The 25,791-nt window shown below is 68.1% G+C and carries 18 protein-coding genes; 13 read left to right on the top strand and 5 right to left on the bottom strand.

All coding sequences use genetic code 11. The annotated features are described in order from the left end of the window. Positions 1–4: 4 nt before the first annotated feature. The 12 genes from HNR07_RS09530 (at position 5) to HNR07_RS09475 (ending at position 18,950) form a co-directional block, all read left to right on the top strand. Entirely contained in the window at positions 5–1,897 is a 1,893-nt protein-coding gene (locus HNR07_RS09530) for an ATP-dependent nuclease (RefSeq protein ID WP_221318763.1), read from the top strand. Further along, positions 1,887–3,692 carry a UvrD-helicase domain-containing protein gene (locus tag HNR07_RS09525; RefSeq protein ID WP_184364441.1) on the top strand — a complete coding sequence of 602 codons (1,806 nt, stop codon included), beginning with the start codon at positions 1,887–1,889 and terminating at the stop codon, positions 3,690–3,692. The genes HNR07_RS09530 and HNR07_RS09525 overlap by 11 nt, the downstream gene beginning before the upstream one ends. Positions 3,693–3,924: 232 nt before the next feature. Continuing rightward, positions 3,925–4,611, top strand: coding sequence for a hypothetical protein (locus HNR07_RS09520; RefSeq protein WP_184364440.1), 687 nt, complete (start codon positions 3,925–3,927; stop codon positions 4,609–4,611). Positions 4,612–4,810: 199 nt separating this feature from the next. Beyond that, the gene (locus HNR07_RS09515; RefSeq protein WP_184364439.1) at positions 4,811–8,836 is read left to right on the top strand and encodes an Eco57I restriction-modification methylase domain-containing protein; all 4,026 of its coding nucleotides are present in this window, start codon (positions 4,811–4,813) and stop codon (positions 8,834–8,836) included. Between the two features lie 246 nt (positions 8,837–9,082). After that, the gene (locus tag HNR07_RS09510) at positions 9,083–10,372 is read left to right on the top strand and encodes an esterase/lipase family protein (RefSeq protein WP_221318762.1); all 1,290 of its coding nucleotides are present in this window, start codon (positions 9,083–9,085) and stop codon (positions 10,370–10,372) included. Positions 10,373–10,382: 10 nt separating this feature from the next. Beyond that, positions 10,383–11,447, top strand: coding sequence for an alpha/beta hydrolase (locus tag HNR07_RS09505; protein ID WP_184364438.1), 1,065 nt, complete (start codon positions 10,383–10,385; stop codon positions 11,445–11,447). An 834-nt stretch (positions 11,448–12,281) separates the two neighbouring features. Continuing rightward, a complete protein-coding gene (locus HNR07_RS09500) occupies positions 12,282–12,542 on the top strand; it encodes a hypothetical protein (protein WP_184364437.1) in 261 nt (86 codons plus the stop codon). Positions 12,543–13,279: 737 nt separating this feature from the next. Next, positions 13,280–13,735, top strand: a complete 456-nt coding sequence (locus HNR07_RS09495) for a hypothetical protein (protein ID WP_184364436.1) — start codon at positions 13,280–13,282, stop codon at positions 13,733–13,735. 191 nt (positions 13,736–13,926) lie between these two features. Further along, positions 13,927–15,525 carry a YncE family protein gene (locus HNR07_RS09490; protein ID WP_246420211.1) on the top strand — a complete coding sequence of 533 codons (1,599 nt, stop codon included), beginning with the start codon at positions 13,927–13,929 and terminating at the stop codon, positions 15,523–15,525. A gap of 52 nt (positions 15,526–15,577) precedes the next feature. Further along, positions 15,578–17,077: an IS66 family transposase gene (gene tnpC / locus HNR07_RS09485; RefSeq protein ID WP_221318653.1), complete on the top strand. Its 1,500-nt coding sequence runs from the start codon at positions 15,578–15,580 to the stop codon at positions 17,075–17,077. A 100-nt stretch (positions 17,078–17,177) separates the two neighbouring features. Next, positions 17,178–17,441, top strand: coding sequence for an NHL repeat-containing protein (locus tag HNR07_RS09480; RefSeq protein WP_246420209.1), 264 nt, complete (start codon positions 17,178–17,180; stop codon positions 17,439–17,441). A gap of 525 nt (positions 17,442–17,966) precedes the next feature. Next, complete coding sequence (locus tag HNR07_RS09475; RefSeq protein ID WP_184364435.1) at positions 17,967–18,950, top strand: TerC/Alx family metal homeostasis membrane protein; 984 nt, start codon at positions 17,967–17,969, stop codon at positions 18,948–18,950. 213 nt (positions 18,951–19,163) lie between these two features. On the opposite strand, the gene HNR07_RS09470 is transcribed toward HNR07_RS09475, so the two are convergent. Continuing rightward, positions 19,164–19,814 carry an ATP-grasp fold amidoligase family protein gene (locus HNR07_RS09470; protein ID WP_184364433.1) on the bottom strand — a complete coding sequence of 217 codons (651 nt, stop codon included), beginning with the start codon at positions 19,812–19,814 and terminating at the stop codon, positions 19,164–19,166. Positions 19,815–19,942: 128 nt separating this feature from the next. Here HNR07_RS09470 and HNR07_RS09465 point away from each other — a divergent pair, with 128 nt between their 5' ends. Next, positions 19,943–21,367 (top strand): IS1380 family transposase, encoded by a 1,425-nt coding sequence (locus tag HNR07_RS09465; protein ID WP_312893591.1) that lies wholly within the window; start codon positions 19,943–19,945, stop codon positions 21,365–21,367. Between the two features lie 138 nt (positions 21,368–21,505). On the opposite strand, the gene HNR07_RS09460 is transcribed toward HNR07_RS09465, so the two are convergent. From HNR07_RS09460 to HNR07_RS09445, 4 genes are all read right to left on the bottom strand, one after another. Then, complete coding sequence (locus HNR07_RS09460) at positions 21,506–21,784, bottom strand: hypothetical protein (protein ID WP_184364432.1); 279 nt, start codon at positions 21,782–21,784, stop codon at positions 21,506–21,508. A gap of 308 nt (positions 21,785–22,092) precedes the next feature. Then, a complete protein-coding gene (locus HNR07_RS09455) occupies positions 22,093–23,187 on the bottom strand; it encodes a class I SAM-dependent methyltransferase (protein WP_184364431.1) in 1,095 nt (364 codons plus the stop codon). Then, on the bottom strand, positions 23,184–23,747 hold the full coding sequence (locus tag HNR07_RS09450; RefSeq protein ID WP_184364429.1) for an OsmC family protein: 564 nt from the start codon (positions 23,745–23,747) through the stop codon (positions 23,184–23,186). The genes HNR07_RS09455 and HNR07_RS09450 overlap by 4 nt, the downstream gene beginning before the upstream one ends. A gap of 63 nt (positions 23,748–23,810) precedes the next feature. Beyond that, positions 23,811–25,487 carry a helix-turn-helix transcriptional regulator gene (locus tag HNR07_RS09445; protein WP_184364428.1) on the bottom strand — a complete coding sequence of 559 codons (1,677 nt, stop codon included), beginning with the start codon at positions 25,485–25,487 and terminating at the stop codon, positions 23,811–23,813. Positions 25,488–25,791 lie beyond the last annotated feature (304 nt).

Genomic DNA, 25,791 nt, shown 5'->3' with positions numbered 1-25,791 from the left:
TGCTGTGTACTTGTGTCAACTGGAGCTGAAGGGCTTCCGGTCGCTCGCCGACGAGACCGTCACCCTCCAACGCGGTGTGACCGTGCTGGTGGGGGAGAACAACGCGGGCAAATCCAACGTCATGGACGCCATCCGCCATCTGACCGAGCCGTTGGACGGCAAGCGTGACCTCCACCTGCAACGTGACGACCTGTACCGCGACGGATGCCCCGCGGAAGGGCACCGGGCCGACTGCCCGCGGAGTATCGAGTTCGTGGGGCGTTACACCTCCCGGAACGTCAGTGACCTGGCGTCCTACAACCAGGCTCTCAACGCCGACCGGACCTCGATCAGCTATCGGCTCACGTACACACCGCCTCCGACCGGCAGCCAAAGGGGAGAGCTCTCCTGGCAGGCGGGTGAGACGGACACGGCTGACCAGGACCCCGAACCCGCCGCCCGTAAGCGCATCCGCCACCTGTACCTGCCGCCTCTGCGCGATGCCCGGCGCGAGCTGGCCTCCAGCACGGGCAGCCGTATCCAGCACGTGGTCGAGCGACTGCTCAAAGATAAAGACGAGCAGCAGAGCTTCATCGCTGACGTGGAGAAGCAGTTCCAGATCATCGAGGAGATGCCGACTCTGTCCGCTGCGGCCGAGCACGTCCAGAAGGGACTGACCAGGCTCACGGAGGGAGCTCACCACCAGCAGGTGGGAGTCGGCTTCGCCGAGACCTCCCTCGCGTCGGTGACCCGTGCGTTGCGTCTCCGTCTGGAGCAGGTCGGGCTGGATCCGCGTGACCTCGCTCAGAGCGGCCTGGGCTACGCCAACCTGCTGTTCATGGCCACGGTCCTCACCCAGCTCCAGGACGCCGCCGAGGCCGACCTGACGCTGCTGCTGGTCGAGGAGCCCGAAGCCCACCTGCACCCCCAGTTGCAGACGATCCTCATGGACTACCTCGTCGAGGAAGCGGCTAAGAGCCACCAGCGCGAAGCCGTGGGCGACGAGTGGCTGGGACGTATCCAGGTCGTGGTCACCACGCACTCACCCCACATCGCCACCGCCGTCGGGCCGGAGAGCTTCGTGGTGCTTCAACGGCACCGTCGCGTGCCGGAGGAAGGGAAGGAGGGCTCTGAGAAGGAGGCACTGCCGGAAGCCACGACGGCACGCCTACCGGAGTACCGTTCCAAGGCGGTCGCCGTCCGCGGGCTCGGGCTCAAGGACGCGAGCCTGCGCAGGGTCCGCCAGTACCTCAACGCCACACGCAGCACCCTGCTATTCGGCCCTCGTGTACTCCTGCTGGAGGGGATCGCCGAAGCTATCCTGGCGCCGGCCTTCGCGGAACAGATCCTTGACCGAGCCGGTATGCAGCGTTTCCGGGGAACAGCGGTGGTGCCGATCGACGGAGTGGACTTCGAGCCCTACCTCCGGGTCCTGCTCACCAAGGACCCCGGGAGCGGCCACCGCATCGCCCAGCAGGTCGCGGTCATCACCGACGGGGACTTCTTCGGCCTGGACGAGAAGAGGAAGGTGGACCGCCCAGGTGACCTCCGAGACCTCTTCACCGAGCTGGAGGCCTCGGATGACGTTGCCCGGGTCTACGCCAACCGGACAACGCTCGAACCCGAACTGCTGGCGGCCGACGAGCGCAACGTCCCCCTTCTCCAGGAGGCATGGAGGAACCAGCGTCGTGATGCGTGGGCGGATGACTGGGTTGCGCTGCCCGCTGAGCCGGAGGAGGCGCGGGCCAGGGCGTTCGCCGACCTGTTCGGTAAGCACAAAGCTCGCAAGGGTGACTTCGCCCAGGACCTCCTGGAGATCTCGGCGCAGATCGGACCGGACGGACACCTGATCCCACCCAAGTACTTCCGGGACGCTCTCGAGTGGATCACCCAGGGGGAGCCCGTCGATGCGCGCTGACTCGAAACCCCAGCAGGCTGGAGCGGAATTGCAGGATCAGGCTCGGACCGCGCAGCGGGCGGTGATCGATGTCGAGACGCTGCCGTCGCGACCGGTGAGTGTGGTGGCGTGTCCCGGAGCCGGTAAGACCCGCGTCATCGTGGACCGACACCTGGATCGTGCTCTGCCCGCACGTCAAGGGCGGGCGATCGTATCGTTCACCAAGGTGGCGGGGCGTGAGCTTCGCAAGCGCTGCCATGCGGCGGGAAAGCCCGATCTTGCTGGCTTCCCGCATTTCATCGGTACGATCGACACTTTCATCTGGCTCCACCTCGTGCGCCCCTACCTGCGTCCCCTCGCGCAGGGCGGACGGTCGTGGCGGCGGCTCGAATCGTGGCGGGACCATCCCGGCGCCAGCAACGGTGAACTGAATCTGGAGGACTTCGCCTTCGCCGGGGTCGAGGGAATACGTGTGGGCGCGGCCACGCTGATGGAGTCATCCCGCCACAAGCTACGGGGACGCGGCTCTTACGGGCCACAGCTGTGGGCGGCCCAGAAGATCAAGGAGCTGTTCGAAGAGGGATACGTCACGGGGGACCTCGTCCGGGACCTCGCGCTAAGGATCCTCGCTCAGCCGGAGCTGTCCGAGGCGGTGATGTCAGTGCTCTCCACCCGGTTCAGCGAACTCGTCGTTGACGAGGCCCAGGACTGCTCAGTCGAAGACCGCAATGTCATCCGGGAGCTGGTTGCCCGGGGCCTTCCGCTGATGCTTGTCGGCGATCCGGACCAGGCCGTCTACGGGTTCCGGGACACGGTAGCCGCGATCGACGACCCCGACCTCCTCGATGCGAAGCGGTCGTTGCGGCTGGAGCACAACTGGCGCTCCAGCCAGACCATCTGCGACCTCGCCGCGACCCTGCGCACGAGCGAGCGGGAGGCCGATACCGCCGCCGGCCCGCACCGGGGCGAAAGCGTTCCCATCCTCCTCACTGCCCTGCCGAGCCGGGGGACCGATCACGTCCGGGCCTTCTGCGAGGAGGCCGCCCGACTCGGGGTTCCCAAGGCGGAGCGCCTCGTGATCGCTCACCGCAGATCGTCCCTGCCCAAGGACCTCACCGGAGCGGCTAAGTCGCCCGCGTCCCATACCGGCAGGCTGGCCTGGGCCGTCGGAGTCCTGAACGCCGGGGCTCCCCCGGCCAAACAGCGAGAGCGGGCCGGAGCGGCCATCCTGGACGTGTGGTGCGGGAAGGACGACCTGCCCGAGGCTGACCGGTTGGAGAGGTACGGGGTCACAGCGCAGGGCTTGGCCCGGAGCCAGTCCCTGGTGCTACGCGACCTACCGCCCCTGGACCAGGTGATGGGGGAGTGGATGGAACAGGCCAAGGAGGTGTTCAAGCGCCACAGCCCCGGCCCGCACCTCGTCACCCCCAAGAACAACCCCCGCTGGGCGCGCCGGCAGGCGGGCAGGGACGACAAACCCGCCTACCAGGTGGGTGGTCACGGTTGTCCCCGGGCCGATGCGCCGGTGGAGGTGGGGCGGGTCACGAGCATCCACCAGGTCAAGGGTGAGGAGGCTGACGCGGTGCTGGTCGTCATCCCGAAGCCGACCGCGGATAACCGCTGCGAGGAGCTGCTGGCCTCCTGGTTGGATCAGGAACGTCCCAGCACCCCGGAGCTCGTGGAGGACCGCAACGTCCTTTACGTCGGGGCCACTCGAGCTCGCCGCCTGCTGGCTTTCGCTCTCTGCACGGATCACCTTCCCCGGGTTCAAGCATTCCTTGAACAGCGCGGGATTCCGTTCCGGGTGGCCGGATGATCCCCTCTCACGCGTGCTGTGGGGGATGACACGGTGAGGGGCCGGTCGTCGCGCAGGGACCGGCGATGAGCCGATCTCAAGATCGTGCCCACCTCGTGATTGTTTCGTACCTTGATTGCTGTTGACGTAGCTTTCATGTGTTGCTTGGCTGTTGTCATGTTGAGGGTGGTCTTCAACCCGTCCCCTGGCCCTCAGGTTCGGTGCCGCGGCGCCGGGAAAGTGGTGATCTGCCATGTCCGAGTCCGATGATGCCGTGCGTGCGGAGGACGACGGGCCCGATGAAGGGAAGGAGGGTGGTCGCAGAAGGCCGCCCCTGCCCCTGGTGCTGCTCGTGGTCGGGGCGCTCGGCGCCGGAACCCTTCTGGGGTGGTCGCTGCGAACTCCTGAGAACGCCCCGGTGTACCTGGAACTGTCCGAACAGCACGAGTCGACCGGGGGCGAGCTGGAACAGGCCCTGGTGAGAGAAGCTGACCACGAGGACACCATCAACGGCCTGCAGGAGGAGCTGGAGCAGCTCGAAGGTCCGATCCTGAAGCTGGACGAACGTGAGGAGGGACTGGACACCCGGGAGGGAGAGCTCGACGACCGGGAGGAGGAACTGACCGAGTTCTCCGAGGAGCTCGACGAGCGGGAAGGTGACCTGGACACCCGTGAGGAGGAGGTCACCGGCCTGGAGACCGAGGCCGAGGAGAACAGCTTCCCCGGCACCGGGACCTTCCTCGTCGGCGACGAGATCTCACCGGGGACCTACCGTTCCGAGGGCACCTCCAGCTGCTACTGGGCCCGGCTGTCCGGTACCGGCGGCACCCTGGACTCGATCATCGCCAACAACTTCGGCGGCGGCCGCCAGGTCGTGACCATCAGCGGTTCGGACGTGGCGTTCGAAACCAGCAGCTGCGGCGGCTGGACCCGGATCTGATTCCGGTTTCCCGCCGAGTTCGCGGGGGCTAGTGTGACAGCACTTCCCTCCTGGGGCAATTGGGGCGAAGCGGAATTTTACCCAAGGCTTCAAACGCGACCTTCGGATCTTCCTTTCGTGCGCGTGCGGGTGTTCCTGTGGATGCGGGTGCCGGTGCACCTGCGCTCCCCGCAGTTCCCCCCTGCAAAAGGACGTGTCGATGCCCCCCTCGACCCTGCCCTTGTCATTGTCCGCAGTCCGCAGCGTCGGCAGCATCATGCCCGCCGACATGCTCTTACGGATCTTCGACGGCCGCGATGTCGAAGGCGGTCGACCAGCCGACTACGGGGCCATCGGTACCCGGTCGGTCGAGGACGAGGCCGAGCGCCTGTGGCACGAACTGCGCGGTGCCTGGTGGGTGCTGCGCCGAACACTGCCCGGCCGTGAAGAGCACGGGCAACTGCCAGCAGATCCCACCCGTTCCGCGCTGCGTGGATGGGTCGAACCGCTGTTCGTCGCGCTGGGTTTCGGGCGCCTGGCCGGCCTGCGGATCTCCGGGATCCCGGCCGACGACGACCCCGGCCGGGTATTCCCGATGACCCACCGGTACCAGCGCCTTCTCATCACGGTGGCGCCCTGGGACACCGAACTCGACGCACGCGGCCGTGACGGCTCGGCCTCCCCGCAGTCGCAGATGCAGGAGTGCCTGAACCGCACCGAAGCGCATCTCTGGGGTCTGGTCACCAACGGCCGCGAACTGCGATTGCTCCGCGACTCCACCTCCCTGGCCGGGTCCGCCTACCTCTCCGTCGACCTGGAAGAGATCTTCGAGGGGGAACTGGTCCACGAGTTCATCGGCCTGTGGCGGCTCTTCCACGCCTCCAGGTTCGAGGTTCTCGACGGGGAACCACCGTCCACCTGCCTGATGGAACGCTGGCGGGATGAGGCGCTGCGCTCCGGCGTCCAGGCCCTGGACGCGCTACGGCAGAACGTCGAGGAGGCCCTGGCCATCCTCGGCACCGGCTTCCTACGCCACCCGGACAACCATCACCTGCGGCAACCGGCGAAGGTCGGTGAACTCCACACGGCCCTGCTGCGCCTGGTATTCCGGATCCTGTTCCTCGCCGTCGTGGAGGAGCGCGACCTCCTCCACCCACCGCACACCGATCCGCGCACCCTCGGTCGCTACGCCGACTACTTCTCCTTCGCGAGACTGCGACGGGTCGCCGACCGGGGCGGCGGAGGCGGTCACCACCGGGACCTGCACACGACACTGCGCATCGTCCTGGACGCTCTCGGGCTCGAAGACGGCCGCCCCGAACTCGGCCTGGTGGGCCTCGGCGGGCTCTTCACCCGCACCGAAGAGGATCGCTGCCTGGACGGGGCCTCTTTGAGCAACCAGGCCCTGCTGCGCGCGGTCCGCAGGCTGTCACGGGTGCGTGACCCCGGAACCCGGCGCTGGCGGCCGGTCTCGTTCCGTACGCTCTCCTCCCGAGAGCTGGGTGCAATCTACGAATCGCTCCTGGAGGACCTGCCGGAGTACCGGCCCGCGGACCATTCCTTCCACCTCGTCCACCGCGCGGGCAACGCGCGCAAGATGACGGGCTCCTACTACACCCCGTCCTCCCTCATCTCCCGCTTGCTGGACACCACCCTTGAACCCGTTCTCGACGAGGCGGTCAAGCGAGGGGCGAACCAGGCCGCCAACTATCCCGAACTCGATGAAGCGGATACCATCGCGGAGTCGCTCCTCTCCGTAACGGTGTGTGACCCAGCGTGTGGATCCGGGCACTTTCTGGTGGCCGCGGGCCAGCGCATCGCCAAGCGGGTGGCGGCCGTCCGCGAGGGCACGCCCGAACCGGGGGAGGAGGCCTACCGCCGAGCGCTCCACACTGTGGTCGCCCGTTGCCTGTACGGAGTCGACATCAACCCCATGGCGCTTGACGTGGCGAAGATGTCGCTGTGGCTCGAAGGCATGGCCCCGGGCCGACCACTCGACCTGCTCGCCCCCCACCTCAAATGCGGGAACGCGCTCATCGGCGCGACACCGGCACAGCTACGCGGCGGTATCCCCGACGCAGCCTTCACCCCGGTGGAAGGAGACGACCGCAAGGCCGCGGCCGCACTGGGCAGGGCCAACAGCCTCGAACGCGCCGGTCAGGCCGCACTGTTCGACACTGAACCCGACGCGGTCAAGGTCGACAACACCACCTACGCCGAAGGGCTCCACGGGCTCTACGCCATCGAGGTGGGCAGCCTGCGGGACGTCCGCGAACAGGAACAGGTCTACCGGGTCTGGCGCCGATCGGCCGACTACCGCAGGGCCGTGCACATAGCCGACGCCTGGTGCGCCACCTTCCTGTGGGAGAAGGTCGAGGGCGCACCGCAACCGGTGACCGACGAAACCTTCCGCAGACTCTTCGATCCCGAGGACGCCGCGGAGACCGAAGCCACCCACACTGAGATCAGGCGGCTCCGGGACCGCTACCGCTTCTTCCACTGGCATCTGGAGTTCCCCGACATCTTCCCGGTCTGCGACGACCTAGGCGGTGGTAGCAACGGCGCTCCGGGCTGGCAGGGCGGGTTCGACTGCGTGCTTTCGAACCCGCCCTGGGACAAGCTCGACTTCGAGGACAAGAAGTACTTCAGCGTGGTGCAACCCTCGCTTGCAGGCATCGCCGGACTGGCCCGCCGCGAGGCGATCGCCCAGTGGCAGCGTGACTTCCCAGAAGAAGCGGAGCGGTACCGGTCTGCGCGACGTCAGGTGAAGTCCACCCTGCATTTCGCCGGACGTTCCAAGGGGTTCCCCTCGTGCGCGAAAGGATTGACCGTCAAGGGGGTGAACACCCTCCAGGTGGACCACCTCTTCGTCGAGCTGTTCACCGGCCTGATCAAGCCCGAAGGCCGCATCGGCGCGATCGTGCCCACGTCCATTGCCACGGGGGCCGGGGCCCAGGAGCTCTTCGCCACCCTGACCCGAGACCGGTCGATCGCATCGCTGTACGACTTCGAGAACCTGAAACAGCTGTTCCCCGGGGTGCATTCTAGTTACCGCTTCTCACTGCTGACCTTGCACGGCTCCCAGAGCCCCGTGCCTGTGGCGGACTACGCCTTCTTCCTCCACGAACCTGCACATCTCGACGACGGGCGCCGGAACTTCGAACTCACCGCGGACGAAATCTCACTGCTCAGCCCCAACACGGGCTCACTCCCGCTGTTCGGTTCCAGGCGCGACGCCGACCTCACCCTTTCCGTCTACCGGCGTTTTCCGGTGCTGTGGGAGGAGGGGCGCAGGGACGGGAACCCCTGGGCAGTCAGGTTCAAGAATCTGTTCAATATGACCGATGACTCCGGGCTCTTCCGAACCAGGGCCGACTTAGAGGGGGAGGGGTGGCAGCTGCGGGGGAACGCCTTCGAACGCGAAGGCAGCCGAATGTCGCCGCTCTACGAAGCGAAGATGGTCCACCACTTCGATCATCGGTGGAACGGCTTCACACCAGCAGGGGCCGCACGACAACCGGAGCGGTCCGAGAAAGCAGACTCCGAGTACGCGCCGTTGCCCCGCTACTGGGTTCCCGAGGACGACGGTGCGAGGGAAGGCCTCGACACACGGCTGTCCGGGGTCGGCTGGGACCGGGAATGGCTCTACGGCTGGCGTGACATCAGCCGTTCCAATGACGAGCGAACCGCGATCCCTGCCCTGCTGCCGCGCGCGGCCGTCGGACACACCTTTCCCCTCATGTTCGTCCAACGGAGCCCGCGGCTGGTCGCGGCCTTGTGCGCGGTGCAGAGCTCGCTCGTCTTCGACTTCGTCGCCCGCCAGAAGATCAACGGCGCGCACATGTCCCTCATGACCTGGAAACAGCTTCCCGTGCCCACCCCCGAACAGTTCGAACCCCACCTGGACTTCCTGGTGCCCCGCGTGCTCGAACTCGTCTACACCACCCACGACATGGCCCCGCTCGCCCGCGACCTCGGTTGTACCGGCCCGCCCTTCCCCTGGGACGAGGAGCGCAGAGCGGAGTTGCGAGCGAAATTGGACGCCTACTGCTTCCACCTCTACGGACTCGACCGACAGGACACGGAGTATGTCCTGGAGACCTTCCAGACGGCGAAGGGCGGTCTGAAGAACAACGAGATCGCCCGATTCGGAACCTACCGAACCAAGGAGCTGGTTATGGAGGCCTTCGACCGCGCGGGCATCGGCCCCATGAGGACCCAGGGGGTCGAGCACTCCCGGAATTGACGAACCTCCTGTGGCGTCTCCCCTGGGAACGTCGCTGAAGCTCCTGCGGGCTCTCCGTTGAGGTGTCCACCGGGATCATCCTCGCGAGCACGAGCGGCGGCTTTCGGGACGTGAGGGGACGGGCGGGCCCGCCGCGCGGCCATCGAGGATCCCCACACTCCCAAGGCCTCGGTTGTGCTCACGGGCCACATGTCCCAGCTCACATCCAGTCGGCACAATCACAGCAGTGACCGACAGGAGGCGCCAGTGCCCACATCCCCCACGCGCAGACCCCGCCCGCCCGCAGCTCGGACGGTGCTCGCCCTGTCCGCCTGCCTCGCCCTGCTCTGCGGGGTGCTGGCGGCACCTCCCGCCCGAGCCGCCGTCCTGCCCTCGCACCTGGAGTTGCAGAGCACGCACACGTCGGTCGACAACGGCTGGGAACGGGTGGAGCACTACCGGGACGCCCGCCCCGGGTTCACCGCCGAGCAGTTTCCGCCCGACGGGCGGGGCGACCAGGACGGTCAGCGCGCCGCGTTCTTCGGCACCGCGCAGCCGGACTCGTCACGGTTCCTGCTCTACCACGCCCCCGGCTGGGACACCGCGCCGCGCGGCGCCGTGCTCCTCGTGCACGGGGCCAACGACACCCCCGACCGGGCCTGGGCCGACCCCGGCGAGTCCGGCGACTACGGATGCGGCAGGGCGAGCTGCCCCTCCACCGGGATGATGCAGGACCTGGCCGACGAGGGCTACGCGGTGTTCGCGATCGGGTTCGCGCACAAGCAGGGTGACAACCTCATGCAGGCCCAGCAGGTCGGCAACGCGCTGGCGGTGATCCGGGCCAAGCTCGGCGTCTCCGGTGCCGACGTCATCGGGTGGAGCAAGGGGATGATGTCGGCCCGCATGTACGTGTCGTCGGTGGTGCCCGAATGGGGGACGGAGTACGCGGGTGACGTCGGCCGTCTGATCCTGCTGGGCGGTCCCAACGGCGGCTACGACTACCCGTTCGCGCACGGGTGGGCGCACGACTTCTCCATCTGGCCCGAGTGCGGCGGGACCGTCAACGCGCCCTCTCCGCACACCCGGATGACCTGCTACGGCCAGTACACCCACCACCCGGAGTTCTCGTTCGTGCCCGACTCCGGCTGGGACGCCTACCCCGGTCAGAGGCAGATGCTCGCCCGGTGGGACCACCAGTACGGGGTCAACACCGCCGCACAGGACTGGTACACCACCTACTACGGAGGCCAGGGGGTCTTCACCCGGGGCCCGGGCATCCAGGCGGCCGTCGACGCGGGCTCGCTCATCGGACAGATCCAGGGCACGGGCACCCCGCCGGAGGTGCCGGTGTACCTGTTGGCGGGCGGCGCACCGACGGTCGTCGGCATCTGGAACGAGACGCGCGCCCCCAGCGACGGGGTGGTGTTCGTCGACAGCGCCCTGGACACCACCGGTGTCTCCACCGTCGGAGGCACCCGCCTGGCCGCCACCGTCAACCACCTCGAACTCGGTTGGCACCCCACTGTCCGCGACCAGGTCACCGCCTGGCTCCAGTAGGAGGAACCCCATGAACCACCTGTCGCCCTCGGTGGTGTCCGAGCACGTGGACACCGACCGGCTGCGCGCCCGTCTCCTGCACCTGGACCGTGCGGGCGAGGCGGTCGTGTTCGTGCACGGCAACGTCTCCTCCGCGCTGTTCTGGCAGCGCACCATGCTCGCCCTGCCCGAGCGGTACCGGCCGCTCGCCGTGGACCTGCGCGGATTCGGGGACAGCCCGCGCGAGGCGGTGGACGCGCGCCGGGGCCTGGGTGACTACGCCGACGACGTACGCGCGCTGCTGGACGCACTCGACCTGGACCGGGCGCACCTGGTCGGCTGGAGCATGGGCGGCGGTGTGGTGACCCGGCTGCTGCGGGACACCCCCGGGCGGGTGCGCTCGCTGACCCTGGTCAACCCGGTCTCCCCGTACGGTTTCGGCGGGACGCACGGCGTCGACGGCGCGCTCAATGATCCCTCCGGTGCCGGGAGCGGAGGCGGTTGCGCCAACCCGGACTTCGTTTCCCGGCTGGCCGCGGCCGACCGCTCCGGGGAAGCTCCCACCTCGCCCCGCCAGGTACTGCTGGGAGCGTACGTGCGCCCCGGCTGGACCCCCGAGGACCCGGCCGACCTGGACACCTACGTCGAATCGATGCTCTCCACCGCGGTGGGCGAGGCCCACTACCCGGGAGACGTACGCCAGGGCCCGGTGTGGCCCGGCGTGCTGCCGGGAGACCAGGGAGTGCTCAACGCGATGTCCCCGGTGCACTGCCGCCTGGACGACCTGCACACGATCGCCCCCAAGCCGCCGATCCGGTGGATCCGCGGCGCGGACGACGTGATCGTCTCCGACACCTCGCTGCACGATCTGGCCTACCTGGGGTCGATCGGGGCTGTCGAAGGCTGGCCGGGCGCGGACGCCGCACCGCCGCAGCCGATGGTGGCGCAGACCCGGCATGTGTTGGACGCCTACGCCGCGGCGGGCGGTGCCTACACGGAGCACGTCGTGGAGGGAGCTGGACACAGCCCCCAGATCGAACGCCCCGAGGAGTTCCTCGACCTCCTGGTGTCCGGGCTGGAAACCGCTGACGGGTAGTACGTCACGACCGCGTGCCCGCACTTCGACGCCGGGTCGAAGGGGCTGGAGCCCTGCGATACCTTCGCGGAAATTGCGTCCGTTCAACCTGTCGTTGTTTTTGGCGAATGGGTGGTATTTGGTGCGATAGGCCTTGGGTTTCATTTCTTGCTTCAGGGGAAAATCACCGGTGTCAGATTCGGGTTCTGGTGATGGGGTTCCTATCGCGCTTGATCTCCTCTCCCGTGTCCGTGTTGACCTTCCCCGTCCCTCGCATGCGACCAACGACCAGATCCACACGCGAGTGGAGTCTTTCTGTCAGGGGCAACACCATCGCGAACAACTGATGGGGGCGAGGTGGAGCCCCCGGGGCGCCCGTGTCGTGATCGATCCCCCGAACTCCGCGGGTCACCCGGTCGTGCACGCGGCGTGGCTGACGGAGATGACGGGTGGGGCCGTGGACGTCGCGTCCGCCTCATGGCTGTTGCGCCCGCAGGTGTGAGTGGAGTTCGGGATGCGTGTGGACGTGGAGTCGTGGCTCACCCTGGTGAGCCGGAGCGGTTCCTTCGACGCCCGGGCGGCGTTCGTGCGCGGTGGGGCCGATGCGCATGGCGGGGGAGAGGGCGCCAGGTCCGAACACCGGTTGGGTGTGGACGACCCGCTGCACTGGGAGTACACGGTTTCCACCGGGGGCCGGGAGGCGCGCTGGTCCTGTGACGGTGACGAACTCCTGCACGTCACCGATGAGAGGACGTTTCGCAGCCCGGTTCCCCACGGGTCCGATCCGGACGAGCCCTGGTACTTTTCCACGTGGCTGGCGGTCGTGGACACGCGGCTGGTGGAGATGGTGCGTCGGTGGATCTCCTCGCCCGGGTCCTCGTCGATGCCGTTGAGGAGGAGGGCGGGGGCGAACGCGGGTTCGTGCGCGTCGCGGCCCGGCCCCTGGGTAACGAACCCTCCCCGTACAGCGGTTTCTCGGTTCCCGACGGACGGTCGTTGAGCCTGCGGCTCGACGGCGGCCTCGGATATCTGACCGAGGTGGTGGTGACGTCCCCCGGCAGCGGGGCGCTCGATCCACACGCTCGCTCTGACCACTCGGGCGGCGTAGCGCAGTAGCGGAAACGGCAGGGAAACGAGCAGGAGCCCCGCTGCCCGAAGGGAGCGAGGGGCCTGGCTGTAAGGCGCTGCTTGGGCAGGGTGAGTCCGAGGCGGTGCGTGCCTGCCGGTGCTGTCGGCATTCGGTGGAGCTCGGAAGATAATTTGGTGCGCACCCGGAATCCCGGGGATGTATGGATCATTATGATTTTACCGTATTGTCTGTCATGTCGGTGCGATAAATTCGCTGAGCCTATTGATTTGCTGCGCCCCCGTAGGCATGGTGTAAGAGTGATCCGCCGCCCAATGACCCTGGGGAATCATGAAAGCCTCTGCTGTTGCCATCCTGGAATTCACGCCTCCCCCCGGTGCCGGGTAAGTGGTGCCCCGGTGGCTGGGGTGAACGGTTTCGATGGTTTCCGGGGTCCGTTCGATCCAGGCCCTTTCAGGGTCAGACCCGCCTTTCCCTGGATCTGAGCCGAAACGCCTCCAGGGGAGCTGGGAGAACTCTTTCGACCTCTGGCGCCGCACGCCTTTTGCGGGAGGGCGACGGTCCGTTCCCCGAGTCAGGGTGCAGAGAAGGCCAGGGGCGGTAAAAGATCCGGGCCCTGCCAGAAAGCATTCGGGTCGGGGCTGGGTATGACATCGAACGGAATCAGGGCTGTTATGGGCGGCCGCTCCTCGTGAGCCGTCGAAGAGCAAGAAACCATCAGCCACACCCGGAACTGCCGGGCCAACTGTCGACCTACGGAGAATGCATGTCCTTCAAGAACATCTTCGACAACAGCGAGAACGAAGCCGGATCCGCGGAGGAATCGGCCCGCGCGGTGTATGAAAGGATCCCGGGGGCGCGGCCCGAACGGGAGGGGATCGACCCGGAGCTCGCCGAGGGGATCCCCGAGGCCGAGCGCGACCCCAAGATCATCCGCGAGACGTCGCCTGAAGCGCTCAACGTCATGGGCAGCTTCATCTCCCCGATGTTCAGGAACACCCGGACCGCCGCCGCCGAGCAGCGCGGGACCAGCGAAGACCCCGAATCAACCACCTCGATGGCGTCCTCGGCCAAGGACGAGGCATTCAAGGGGGTGGAGGTGGAGATCAGGGACGAGGACCGCCCCGAGATCAGCGATGAGGAGCGGGCGAACCTGAAAAAGGCCAACCAGAAGTCAACCGGGAACCTCAGGAGGACTGACAACGGTTTCACCGAAGGGTGAAGGCGGTTCCGCGGCCTTTTCCGCGGACCGGATGTGCACCCGCAGGAATCTTTCCCCTCATGGGCCCCGACCCGAGAAAACAGGACCGTCGGGTTTCTTGGCGATGCGGAATGTCCGATCGGGTCAGGGCGGGAACCGTTCCACGGAATAGACAGATGATTGATCTCCACTCTTCAAGGAGGTAGATGTTCATGTCCGGCGCCATCAAGAACAACGTGAGTACCGCTTACCTCGGTGAGCGGTTCATGCGGCATCCGCTGACCGGGAGGAACCTGAAGGAACTCGAAATCGACGAGAAGGCGCCGGGGCTCCTGGAGCGGAACAGGGAAAGGCTGAAGGCGAAGGCCGAGAGGAAAGCGCCTGACGGTTCGGACCGGTTCGTGTACCCCACCGGGTTCTCCCTGAACAGGGGGAGGTTCGGGGAATACCCGACCGCACGGGAAACGGCTCACCAGCTCGGGTGGCGGGCCTACATGACGGTGGGCGTGCCGCTCGTCGAGGAACGAAACGACATCGTGCAGCCGCCGCCCGACGTGGTCTCCAAGCAGACCTACGTCAACCGAACGGACCCCAAGCCCACCACCTGGTCGCACACCGTGGAGTTCTCGGTCTCCAACACCATCAACTGGTCACTCCAGGGGCAGGTTCAGCTCACCTTCGGGGCCAAGGCCATCGCTTCGCTGCAGCAGCAGCTGCAGAAGAGCATGGCGCTGAACAACTCCCAGAAGACCACCCTGAAGAACAGCAAGGACAACCAGGGCGTCGACATGGAGTCCCAGTCGCAGTCGACCAGCACGACGACGGCCACCAGCAGCGCGACGGGAACCGGGGAACTGTCCGCTCAGCTCATGCTGGGGATCACCGGGTCCGTCAGCGGTTCTCTGACCACCGCGTTCAAGACCTCCTCAACGTTGAGCGGGGAGGTCGGCAGCCGGGTCGACGTCCTGGCCACGCAGCGGCGCCAGGTGCGCAGGTTCGACTACGAGTACCCGGTCTCCTTCGGCGGGGGAGTGGCTCTCTACTACCCCGAGCCGGTGGAGGTCGGGAAGACCCGGCCGGGCGGACCGGCACCGAAGGAACCGGAGTACTCACAGGTGGTCCCGTGGGAGCTCGGGGAGTCCGGTGCGACGGGCAAGGCCTTTGACCTGAACGACGAGGGCAGGCCGTTCATGCAGAAGGGCGAAGCCGAACTGGTCTCCACGCTCGCCGGTGTGCACGAGGTCTTCGAGCTCGAGAAACTCCACTTCACGTTGGAGGACCATCCGCTGCACGGAGAGGGTGCGGAGCGCGGGAACCCGAAGGCGGCCGCCGACGAGGTGCGCACCGGCCTGGGGACGGCCGACGGCCTGGCGTTGGACCCGGTGGCGCAGAAGGCCTACGTCACCGACCGGTACAACAGCGGAAAGCTGTACAAGGTGGACCTCGCCAGTGGCGAAACGGACTGGGTCCTGGACAAGCTCGGCGAAGTCAACGACGTGGCGCTGGACCTGCCCGGGGACAGGGCCTACGTCGCCGACTACGGCGGTCGGCGCGTGTTCACGGTGGACCTGTCCGACCACACCGCCCCTCCGGTCGCGGTCGCCGAGGGTATCCGCGTGTACGGCCTGGCGCTGGACCTGCCGGGTAACAGGCTCTTCGCCTCCGACCACGCGCGGGGCGAGGTGGTCGAGTTCGACCTCAGTGGCGGATCGGCCGAGCGCAAGCGCACCTGGAAGGTGCCGCTGGCCGCCGGGATCGCGTTGAACGCGGGCAGGGCCTACGTCGGTCAGTACGACCGCGGCGGGCTGTAGTAAGCATTCAGTTGCTGGGTTCGCCTGACAGGGCGACACTGGACCAGGCACGATGTCCACCATGCCGTCGGGACTGGAGACCGCCTCGCGTGAGGACCTGCTCGCGCTGATCGGTGTGCTCCACGAACAAAACACCGCCCTGCGCCAGCACCTGGCCCAGCAGACCGAAGAGATCACCCGCCTCAAGGCCGAGAACGAACAGCTCCGAGCCGACAACGCGCGTCTGACCACCCGGGTCGCGCAGCTCGAACGCCGCCTGGGACGCAACTCCGGCAACTCCTCCCTGCCACCCTCCTCGGACCTGTTCGACAAGCCCGAACGCGCACCCGCCAAGAAGAGCGCCCGCAAACGCGGACGCCAACCAGGCGCTGAAGGCTTCGGACTGCCTATGGTCGAAAACCCCGACCAGGTCCACGACCATCTGCCCGCCACCTGCACCGGGTGCCACGCCGAGCTGGACCCGGCCTCCTCCATTGGCTACCAGCGCCGTCAGGTCCGCGACATCCCCCTGGTCACGGTGCAGGTGAGTGAGCACCGCGCCCACACCTGCGCGTGCCAGTGCGGAAGCATCACCCAAGCAGCGATGCCCCAGGAACTGGCCGCCTCCCCTTCCTCCTACGGCCCCCACCTGCGCACCCTGGCCGTCTACCTGCTCGTGTTCCAGCACATCCCGGTGGAGCGCACCGCACAGCTCATCAACGACCTGACCGGCGCGAAGGTCTCCACCGGATGGGTGTCGCATCTACTGGGCGAGGCCCATGCTCTGGTCAGCGACAGCCTCAACCTGATCCGGGCGTTGCTCACCCTGGCCCACGTGCTGCACGCCGATGAGACCACCACCCGCATCAAGGACCAACGGTGCTGGTTGCATGTGGCCTGCAACGAGCACCTGACCCTGCTGGGTCTAGCTCCGCGTTCACGAGCCGGGGCGAACACGTTGGGGGTACTGCCGGGCTTTACCGGCACCCTGGTGCACGACTCCTTGGCCTTGTACTCGGGTTACACGTGCGCCCACCAGCTGTGCGGGGCGCACCTGATCCGCGAGCTCACCGCTGCCGAACAGGACCACCCCGGCCAGCACTGGCACCGTCAGATCCGGTCCGCGCTGGCCACCTTGGCCCGCGAGGCGGGGCGTGTGCGCTGCGGCCAGGCCGAGCACATCCCCGCCGGGGTGCTCCTGGCCCAAGGGGAGTTGTTCCACCACGGCATCGCGGTCGGGCTGTCCTGCCATCCCCGGGCCCAAGGAAGGAAGCAATCACCGGCCCGCAACCTGCTCGAGCGTCTGCGGGAGCGGGCCGAGCAGGTGTTGGGCTTCTCCGACCGGCCCCACCTGGTGCCCTTCACCAACAACCTCGCCGAAAGAGCGCTCAGACCCCTCAAGACCCAGGTGAAGATCTCCGGTTGCCACCAGTCCCGTCAGGGGGCGGCGGCCTGGCTCGGGGTGCGTTCCTACATCGACTCGGCCCGCAAGCACGGGGTGAGCGCGTTCGAAGCGCTGCGCCGGGCGTTCACCGGACAGTTGTGGATGCCGCCCATCCCCGCCTCCGCCTGACCAGCTAAGGCCATCTACCCTCCGCAGTCCCCAACGCCTTCTGAATGCTTACGGGCTGTACGAGATCGACCTGGGCGCGCAGGGAGGGGCTCCGCGGGAGGTGGCCACCAATCTCGGACGGAGTGTGCGCGTGGCGCTGCACGGCGGAGCTCTGGCCTACGTCTGCGACTCGACCGGCAGTCTGCACGAGGTCGTGGTGGCCGAGGGCGAGGACAAGGGTCTTCGCCGTGTGGTCCTGGGCGGCCTGGGCCCGGTCTGCGGTCTCGCGTTGGACGAGGCCAACGGACGGGTCTACGTCAGCGACCGGCACGGCAAACTGTCGCGGATCACCGGTGCGCTGCCCGACCGCCCGGCCCAGGCCTAGGATCTGGCTCCTCCTCGGGTGAGGCGGCGGTGACGCGCGGCATGGTCCGCCGCGCGCCCTCATCCGTGAACGCGCACCCATGGTGCGGGCCCGGCCCGAAGGCGAAAGCGGGGGCCCTTCGGTTCGAACCGGGCCGGACAGTTCAGGTATGGCGCAGGTATCAGGCCGCCCTCCGGCGCGTCGGAGGGCGGCACGGCTTCCTCAAACGTGTTTCTCCGGGGCCAGGGCCCCTGAGATGAGGCCCTCGCTGGTCAGTTCGGCGGCCTTGTCGGCCAGCGCCGACAGCTCGCGGGCGCGGCGTTCGAACTCGCCCAGGGCACGGAAGGCCGCTCCGTAGCGGCGCCGCCGTGCGGGTTCCGGTTTCGGGGCGCGGGCGGCATGGGCAGAAGTCGAATGCCGGGCTCCGCCTGGCAGGATTGACCAGGTTGCCAGCGCACGTCACACAGGAGTACATCCCGCGCCCTGCCCGCCGCCCCGGGTGAGCCCGGCGGCCGCCCGTTCCCCCACCCCGAGGAGTTCAGCCCCGTGAACGTCCCCCTGTGGCTGTGGGTCACGACCGTCCTCGTGATCGTCAGCCTCATCTGCGTCGACTTCGTGATCGTGGCACGCAATCCACGCAAGCCCTCGACCCGTGAAGCGGCCCTGTGGGTCAGCTTCTACGCGTTGCTGGCGGTGGCCTTCGGTGCGGCCCTGGCCTTCACTGCGGGGGCCGAACACAGCATCGCCTTCTACACCGGTTGGGTCGTCGAGTACTCGCTGAGCATCGACAACCTGTTCATCCTCATCCTGATCATCGGCTCCTTCCAGGTCCCGCCCGAACACCAGCAGCGGGTCCTGCTCATCGGGATCGGTCTGGCCCTGTTCTTCCGTGCCCTGTTCATCGTGGCGGGCGCGGCGGCGGTGGAGGCCTACGTCGGGGTGTTCTACCTGTTCGGCGCGATCCTGCTGGTCACAGCGATCAAGTTGCTCGTCTCGGCCGACCACGACGTGGCGCACGCCGAGTACAGGGAGAACGCGCTGGTGCGTACGGTCCGGCGGGTGCTGCCCACCACCGACCGGTACCACGGTGCCCGGCTGACCGTCCTGCTCGGTGGGCGGCGCCACCTGACCCCGATGCTGTTGGTGATCATCGCCATCGGCATGGCCGACATCGTCTTCGCCCTGGACTCCATTCCGGCGATCTTCGGCATCACCCAGGAGCCGTACCTGGTCTTCACCGCCAACGCCTTCGCCCTGATGGGCCTGCGCCAGCTCTACTTCCTCATCGGTAGTCTGCTCACCCGCCTGGTGTACCTGAACAAGGGTCTGGCGCTCATCCTCTGCTACATCGGAGTGACCCTGATCCTGCACGCCATCGAGCACACCACGGACCTGCCGGTGAGTTCCCCGCCCGAGCTGGTCTCCCTGGGCGTCGTCGTGAGCCTGCTGCTACTGGTCACCGTCGCCAGCCTCGTCGCCAGCCGTAACCACCGACAGCGCGAGTCCGTTTCCGGCTCCGAGGCACGGTAGGTGTTCAGCCCGGGCGGTTGCGCGCGGTGAGGAGCCCGAGCCCACCGGGGAGGAGTTGGAAACGCTGTTCCCGGTCCTGGCCTGAGGGGCCGGTGCACCGGGGACTGTCGGAAAGCGGAAGATCACCGGTCCTGACGCGGTGTTCGAGACCAGCGGCCGGGGTGAGTGGAAGAGAACCTGAGCAGCGAATGTGCTTCGCTCGGCCGTGCGGGCTCAGGACCGCCACCAGGGGAGGGGGTAACCGCCTTCCGGGACGCCTCTGGGTATCGGCTTGACCTGGGACGGAACCCGCAGTTCGGCCGCCTCCCACACCGCGCCCAGGCGCTGGTCCCACTCGTCGGTGAAGTGGTCGTAGGCGCCCACCCAGGCGTTCACCTCACCGACCTTGGGACCGTCGTCGGTGTAGAAGGTGTCCACACGCGTGAAGGCGTAGGGGGAGGCCGAGGACACCCGTCGGGCGACGTCGGCGAGCTCCTCCTTCTTCTTCTCGGGCAGGACCAGGTCGAGGTTGGTCTTCTCGACGTGTTTGCCGGTCTCCACCGGGTTCCAGTCGGCGTCATACCACCGGTAGCTGGCCAGGGTGCCCGAACGGCCAGGGCGTCCCTGGCGTTGCAGGACCAGGGCGATGTCCCCCTGGAACGTGTAGAACTTCAGGTCGTCCGGGACCTTGCCGTCCGCGATGAGCGGTTCCTCCAGTAGCCAGACGTCGGGGAACCCGCGCTTGTCCAAGGCGTCGCGCCCGCGCGCCACGATCTCGTCGAACGTCCAGGTCCGCTTGGCGATCGAGTCGTACCACCCCTTCTTCTCCGGCCTGAGCACCATGACACCGACAGCGCTGCATCCGTCCAGGGGCTTGACGACCACGGGGTTCTTCAGCCCCGGCTATTCAGCGGAATTGGGAGGACCGACCCCTGACAGCACGAAAGGTGCCCCTACCTGCAAAGATGTGACTGTCTAGGAAACATCACAGCAGAATCAGGAGCACCTTTCTGGTGCACGAGCCTACCTGGGACCACCGCCTGTCCGTGACCGCCAACAGCACCAACCTCGTCGGGCATGCCGGAGCCGTCCTGCTCCGCCAGCTCGCCGACCGCACCGGCCTCACCCGGGCCCTCGCCACAGCCTTGCCCACCAGCACCGCCAACGGCTGGCGGGACCGGGCCACCACCCTGGTCCACCTGGTCATCGCCATCGTGCTCGGCGCCCGCAACCTCTCCGAAGCCGAACGCCTGGGCCTGCACCACCGGCCCGTGTTCGGCCCACCCACTTCCGACTCCACCCTGCGCCGCGCCCTGAACGTCCTCGACGAGAGGGCCCTGGCGGCGATCGCCAAGGCCCGGCGGCAGATCCGCCGCCACGTGTGGACGCTGCTGCACCTGCGCCCCGGCGGGTTCCCCCAAGTGAAGGTCGCGGGCAAACCCCTGAAGGGATGGATCGTGCTGGACGCCGACGCCACGATCATCACCACCACCTCCAACAAGGAAGGGGCCGCACCCACCTTCAAGTCCAGTTTCGGGTTCCACCCCCTGGCCGCCTGGTGCGCCAACACCGGCGAGTGCCTGGCCATGCTGCTGCGCCCCGGCAACGCCGGAGCCAACACCGCGAGCGACCACATCAACGTGCTCACCTGGGCCCTGGATCAGGTCCCCGGCTCTTCCCGGGCCAAGATCCTCGTCCGTATCGACGGAGCCGGCGCCACCCACGACCTCCTCGAGTACCTGGAGAAGCTGAACACCAGCCGCAGGACGGTGCGCTTCACCGTCGGGTGGAAGATCACCACCGCGGACGAGGAGGCGATCGCGAAGATCCCCGAGAGCGCGTGGGAGAGCGCCGTGGACCAGAAAGGCGACCTCCAAGAGGGCTATGAGGTCGCCGAACTGACCGGGCTCAACACCCGCGAAGGCTGGCCCAAGGGGATGCGGCTCATCGTCCGCCGGGTACGCCCCTCCCGCCGCCACACCGCCAAGCTCACCGCCATGGAGAGGAAGACCGGTTGGCGCTACGCCATCTGCGCGACCAACATCAAGCGGATGCATCGGGTGCCGGGCTCCCACCAGGCCCAGTTTCTGGACGCGCTGCACCGAGACCACGCCGAGGTCGAGGATCGGGTGCGCACGAACAAGGCGATGGGGCTCGCGTTGTTGCCGTCATCGTCCTGGCAGGTCAACCAGGCGTGGGTGCTCGCGGCCAACCTGGCCGCGGATCTGGACGCCTGGCTGCGGTTGCTCACCCTGCACGATGCGGAGGACCTCGCGGATGCCGAGCCTGAGAGCATGCGGTTTCGGATCTACCACCTGCCCGCCCGTCTGGCCCGCCACGCCCGCCGCCGCTTCCTGCGTATCGAACGGTCCTGGCCCTGGGCGGAGGCGTTCACTACCTGCTGGCAGCGGTTGACCGCTCTGCCGACCCTCACCTGAGGATCGGGACCTGATCCGACGAGCAGCAGGAAGGAGGGAGCACGCAGTTCCGGGGTTCGTGGAGCCCGGCGCGCACCGCGGCGTCACGCGAGGGCTCGTTCCTGCCCGGACCAGGGACACCATGGGCGAAGTGCCGGATCAGAAGACGCGATCAGACCCCTGACGAATCCGGGTCAGATGCCCGGGCGTGAGCTTGTCGATCCCCGAGAGCACGCCGTACACCTTGGCGTGGGCGATACCGATGCGGTCCAGGAAAAGATAGGCGCCCAGCTTCGTGGAGAATCGATAGTAATCAGAGTCCGGGTTCAATTCCATTTTCTGCAGGAATTCCCTGCACTTGTAGGAAAACGATGGGGGGCTCCTGTGGTACCCGAGTGTCGCCTGGGCCGGATACTTGTCGACATCGATCATGCGCATCCCAGGATCCTAGTAGAGCCCGCACGGCCCGATCGTCACGCTTCGGCCTCGCCTCTTTTCCGATGTCGTCGAGTACTCCATCTCGATACCTTCCCTTCGTTGTTAATTCACCCGATGTGCGTCAACCTGCCGAAGGAAGAAGCGTCGCGATCGGTATCGCGAGTCTTTTCATGAACTGTGGTGAATCCAGAAGTTGCTACTCAGGAAGGGAAGGACCGGTACGCCGGGCGACCGCCGCGTCCGGTCCGGGGCCGCCTGCTTCAGCAGCGCGGCACGGGTGCCGATCACGGCGGCGCGCACGGTGGGCCTCAGGGCTTGGTGGCCAGGTAGTAGCTGTTGAGCGGATCCTGGTCGAGGGTGGTGACCTCGACGTCCGTGAACCCCGCGTCGGCCAGCATCGTGCGGGCCAGCTGCTCGCCCCACACGGTGCCGAGGCCGTCGCCGCCCAGTGCCAGCGACACGGTCATGCAGTGCATGGTCGACACGGTGTAGAGGAACGGTCCGAGCGGGTGCTCCACGTTGTCGGCCACGTCGCTGCTGGCGTTGATGTCGACCATGAGGAAGCGTCCCCCCGGCCGCAGCGCCCGGTTGATGTTGTCGAGCACCCGCGCGGGGTGGGCCTGGTCGTGGACGGCATCGAAGGCGGTGACCGCGTCGAAGGCCCCGGCAGCGTCGAGTTCTGCCACGTCGGCGAGCCGGAAGTCGGCGTTGGCGAGGCCGAGGCGGTCGGCTTCGGCCCGGCCCGCGGCGATGCCCTCTTCGGAGAAGTCGTAGCCGACGAAGCTGCTGCGGGGGAAGGCCTGGGCCATGAGGTTGACCGCGTGGCCGCTCCCGCAGCCGATGTCGGCGACATCGATCCCCTCCGCCAGCCGACCGGGCAACTCCGGGGCCAGCGGCAGGATCACCTCGATCAGGGCGTTGTCGAACACCGCCGCGCTCTCTTCGGCCATGAAGCGATGGAAGTCGGCGAAAGCGGCGTAGTGGACACCCCCTCCGGTCTCGAACCGCTCGGTGATCTCGGCGCTGACGTTGCCGAGCAGCGGCAGGATCTGCATGGTCTTGGCCACGTTGGCCGCCCCTCCGGAGCGGGTGAGCGGCAGGTGGTGTTCGGCCGGCAGGTGGAAGGTGCCGGTGGCGGGGTCGTGGTCGACGACACCGCCGGTGGTCATCGCGCCGAGCCACTCACGCACGTACCGTTCCTGCAGGCCGCAGGCCTCGGCGATCCGGCTGCTGGTCGAGGGCGGCAGACCCGCCATGGTGTCGAACAGCCCGGTGCGGTGGCCGATGCCGGCCATCAGGGCGAGCGCCCCGTCGTTGAGGACCTCGACCATGCGCTCGGCGAACGCTTGGGCGCGGTCGGTGTCGGCGGTGGGAGCGGAGTGGGCGGGTACTGTGGCGGTCATCGGTTCGGCTCCGTTCGGATCGAGGTGGGTCGGATGAGGGCCTGGGCGGTCGGTGAGGCCGCCACCGCGGCCCGGATCAGGGTCTGGAGGTGTTCGGGGGCGGCGTCGGCGTCGATGTCGAACCGCAGTGTCACCTCGCCGGGGCCGACCGGGACGCCTTCGACGCCGAGCGCTCCGCGCGCGTCCAGGGCGGTCGAGGCGTGGGTCTCGACGCGATCGAGCCGGATTCCCTCGGCGGTGGCCAGCTCGACCAGGGCGGCGCTCACGCAGGCCGAGGTGGCGGCGAGGAGCATCTCCGTGGGGGCCGGGCCGGTATCGGAACCGGCGAGTGGTGCGGGCAGGTCGGTATGGAACGCGTGATGGGACCGGTCCCGCGGCCCGTCCAGGCGCAAGGTGGCGCCCGCCCCCTCGGTCGCGAGCCCGTCCCGCCACCGCAGGTGCGTGCTCAGCTCGATCCGCAGGGGCTCGCCGTCCGCGTGCGCCCTCGTGAACAGGTCTGTCAGCACTTGTGCGTTCACGCCGTTCAGCGGTCGTGTTCCGGTGTGGGGCATCGTGATCATCCCCGTCTGTGGATTAGGGACGAGGATCCTCCGGGCCGGGCCCGGTCACATCCGTGAGCTCACCTATTTCGGCGCGAGGCCGTCACCGTGCCGCACGGCGACCCCCGCTGCCTCGGCGCGGTTGCGCAGGCCGAGTTTGGAGAGGATGTTGGCCACGTGGTGTTCGACGGTGCGGCGGCTGACGAAGAGCCGCTCGGCGATCTCGGGGTTCGACAAGCCCTCGCCGAGGAGCCGGAGCACCTCGGTTTCGCGTCGGGTCAGACCGGCCAGGCCCGACCGCCCCCGCGCACGCGCGACGGTCGCTCCTCGCACCCGCAGCCAGTTCGCCGCGCGGTCGGCGTCGGGGACGGCCCCGAGAGCGGAGAAGACCGCGTGGGCCGAGCGGGCCTCGGCGGTGGCCTGGGCGTTCGCGACGGAGTCGAGGTGTTCGGCGAGGGCCATGCGGGTGCTGGCCGCGTCGAGGGGCAGGTCGAGTTCGACGAACCCGGCGAGGGCGGCCTCGAGGAGGTCGCGTGCGGCGTCGGGGTCGGCGGGCCCTCCGTCGCGTTCGGCACTGAGGGCGATCCCGAGCAGGCGCTGGCCCCGGCAGCGCACGATGTCACAACCGGTCCGAGTCCCGAACTCGGTGATCTGGCGGCCGAGGTCGGCGGCGGTGTGCGGGTCCCCGGCGGCCAGGCGACACAGTCCGAGAAGTTCTCGCAGCCGGGCGCCGGGGGCGGCTTGGGAGCCGAGTCGTTCGAGCCCGCGGGCGAGGGTGGTCTCGGCTCCGGCGGGGTCGCCGTCCAGGAGCTGGAGCCGTGCGGTGACCGCGGCCAGCGACGGCAGGCCTTCGAAGCCGCGGATCACCCCGCGGGCCTCGTCCGTCCTGCCCTGGGTGATGCGCAGGTCGGCCAGGCATGCGGCGGCGTCGGCCCGGACCTTGGGGAGTCCGTGGGAGGCGAGTGCGACGGCGCACAGCAGTTCGGTCTCGGCCCGTTCCCAGTCGCCGGTGGCGGCGAGCACCTCGCCGTAATGGGTGCGGCAGCTCGTGTGCAGGTACGGGTTGCCGAAACGTTCGATGAAGTCGTCGAGGGCCCGCACCCAGTGCACCACCCGGGCGAAGTCGGCGCACGAACAACAGGCCCGCATCATCAGACAGCTCGTGAACACGACGGTGTCGGGCGAATCGGCCTCGCCCGCCACCGCGGCGGTCATCGCCTCGTCGAGCAGGGCGCATCCCTCGTCGGTGTTCCCGGCGTTGACCTGGGCCAGGCCGACGGCGGTCAGCGCCGAGACCTCCAGGTCGCCGTCGCCGTGGGCGACACCGACTGCATGGGCTCGGCGGCCGAGTTCGACGGCGCGTTCCGGGTCGGCCGCGAACACTGACTCGGCCAGGGCCACCCAGCCGTCGAGCAGCGGCAGTCGGGCCTGCGAGGCTAGACGGCCAGCCCGTCGGACCCAGCCCGCCGCCACGGTCTCGTTGCCGAGGTTGGCGCTGTGGACGAACGAGAGCTGGATGGCGGCCATGACCGCTTCCGGCGCCGCTCCCGCCCGACGGAACCCCTGGTAGGCAGTGGTCCAGTGGTGCAGGGCCCGGCGGATGTCGCCAGTCCACCACAGGGCCGAGCCGAGCCCGAAATGGGCTGCCGGGTCGGGCCGGGATCCGAGAAACTCGGAGAGCGAACGGGCGGCCGCCGCCCAGTCGCCTTCGGCGAGCGCGGACATCCCCTCCTCGAAGAGCGACGAGGGCTGTGAGCTCATGAGCCGATGCTAACAGCCAGGTCACGCCAGTAACGGGGATTCGTGTGCGGTACCGGCGCAGGGGGTCGGCCGTTGCGAGTGCGGGCTCCTCACCTGACCGTTCGGGACATCCGGGGCCTTCCCGATACGCGGGCAGGGTCCGGCGGGGGAGGAGGTCGGACCCATGAGATCGGATAATGTCCCTGGTCCCCGCCGCGGCCGCAGCTCTGGGGCGGAACCCTTCCGGGACTCTGAATGACGGCACCCGGGTTCGGGCGGGCACCTCTGGGCTGTGACGCACGCGACTGGCGAATGGGATACACCC

The organism is Nocardiopsis metallicus, from assembly GCF_014201115.1.
Lineage (GTDB): Bacteria > Actinomycetota > Actinomycetes > Streptosporangiales > Streptosporangiaceae > Nocardiopsis > Nocardiopsis metallicus.
The sequence above is the reverse complement of the archived record's forward strand: the minus strand, read 5'-3'. Positions and strand labels throughout refer to the sequence as shown.

Excerpts from the sequence above, each read along its gene's own strand:
- HNR07_RS09525 (WP_184364441.1), top strand. The coding sequence starts at position 1,887 with ATGCGCGCTGACTCGAAACCCCAGCAGGCTGGAGCGGAATTGCAGGAT.
- HNR07_RS09520 (WP_184364440.1), top strand. The coding sequence starts at position 3,925 with ATGTCCGAGTCCGATGATGCCGTGCGTGCGGAGGACGACGGGCCCGAT.
- HNR07_RS09515 (WP_184364439.1), top strand. The coding sequence starts at position 4,811 with ATGCCCCCCTCGACCCTGCCCTTGTCATTGTCCGCAGTCCGCAGCGTC.
- HNR07_RS09505 (WP_184364438.1), top strand. The coding sequence starts at position 10,383 with ATGAACCACCTGTCGCCCTCGGTGGTGTCCGAGCACGTGGACACCGAC.
- HNR07_RS09495 (WP_184364436.1), top strand. The coding sequence starts at position 13,280 with ATGTCCTTCAAGAACATCTTCGACAACAGCGAGAACGAAGCCGGATCC.
- HNR07_RS09490 (WP_246420211.1), top strand. The coding sequence starts at position 13,927 with ATGTCCGGCGCCATCAAGAACAACGTGAGTACCGCTTACCTCGGTGAG.
- tnpC (WP_221318653.1), top strand. The coding sequence starts at position 15,578 with ATGTCCACCATGCCGTCGGGACTGGAGACCGCCTCGCGTGAGGACCTG.
- HNR07_RS09460 (WP_184364432.1), bottom strand. The coding sequence starts at position 21,784 with ATGCGCATGATCGATGTCGACAAGTATCCGGCCCAGGCGACACTCGGG.
- HNR07_RS09455 (WP_184364431.1), bottom strand. The coding sequence starts at position 23,187 with ATGACCGCCACAGTACCCGCCCACTCCGCTCCCACCGCCGACACCGAC.
- HNR07_RS09450 (WP_184364429.1), bottom strand. The coding sequence starts at position 23,747 with ATGATCACGATGCCCCACACCGGAACACGACCGCTGAACGGCGTGAAC.
- HNR07_RS09445 (WP_184364428.1), bottom strand. The coding sequence starts at position 25,487 with ATGAGCTCACAGCCCTCGTCGCTCTTCGAGGAGGGGATGTCCGCGCTC.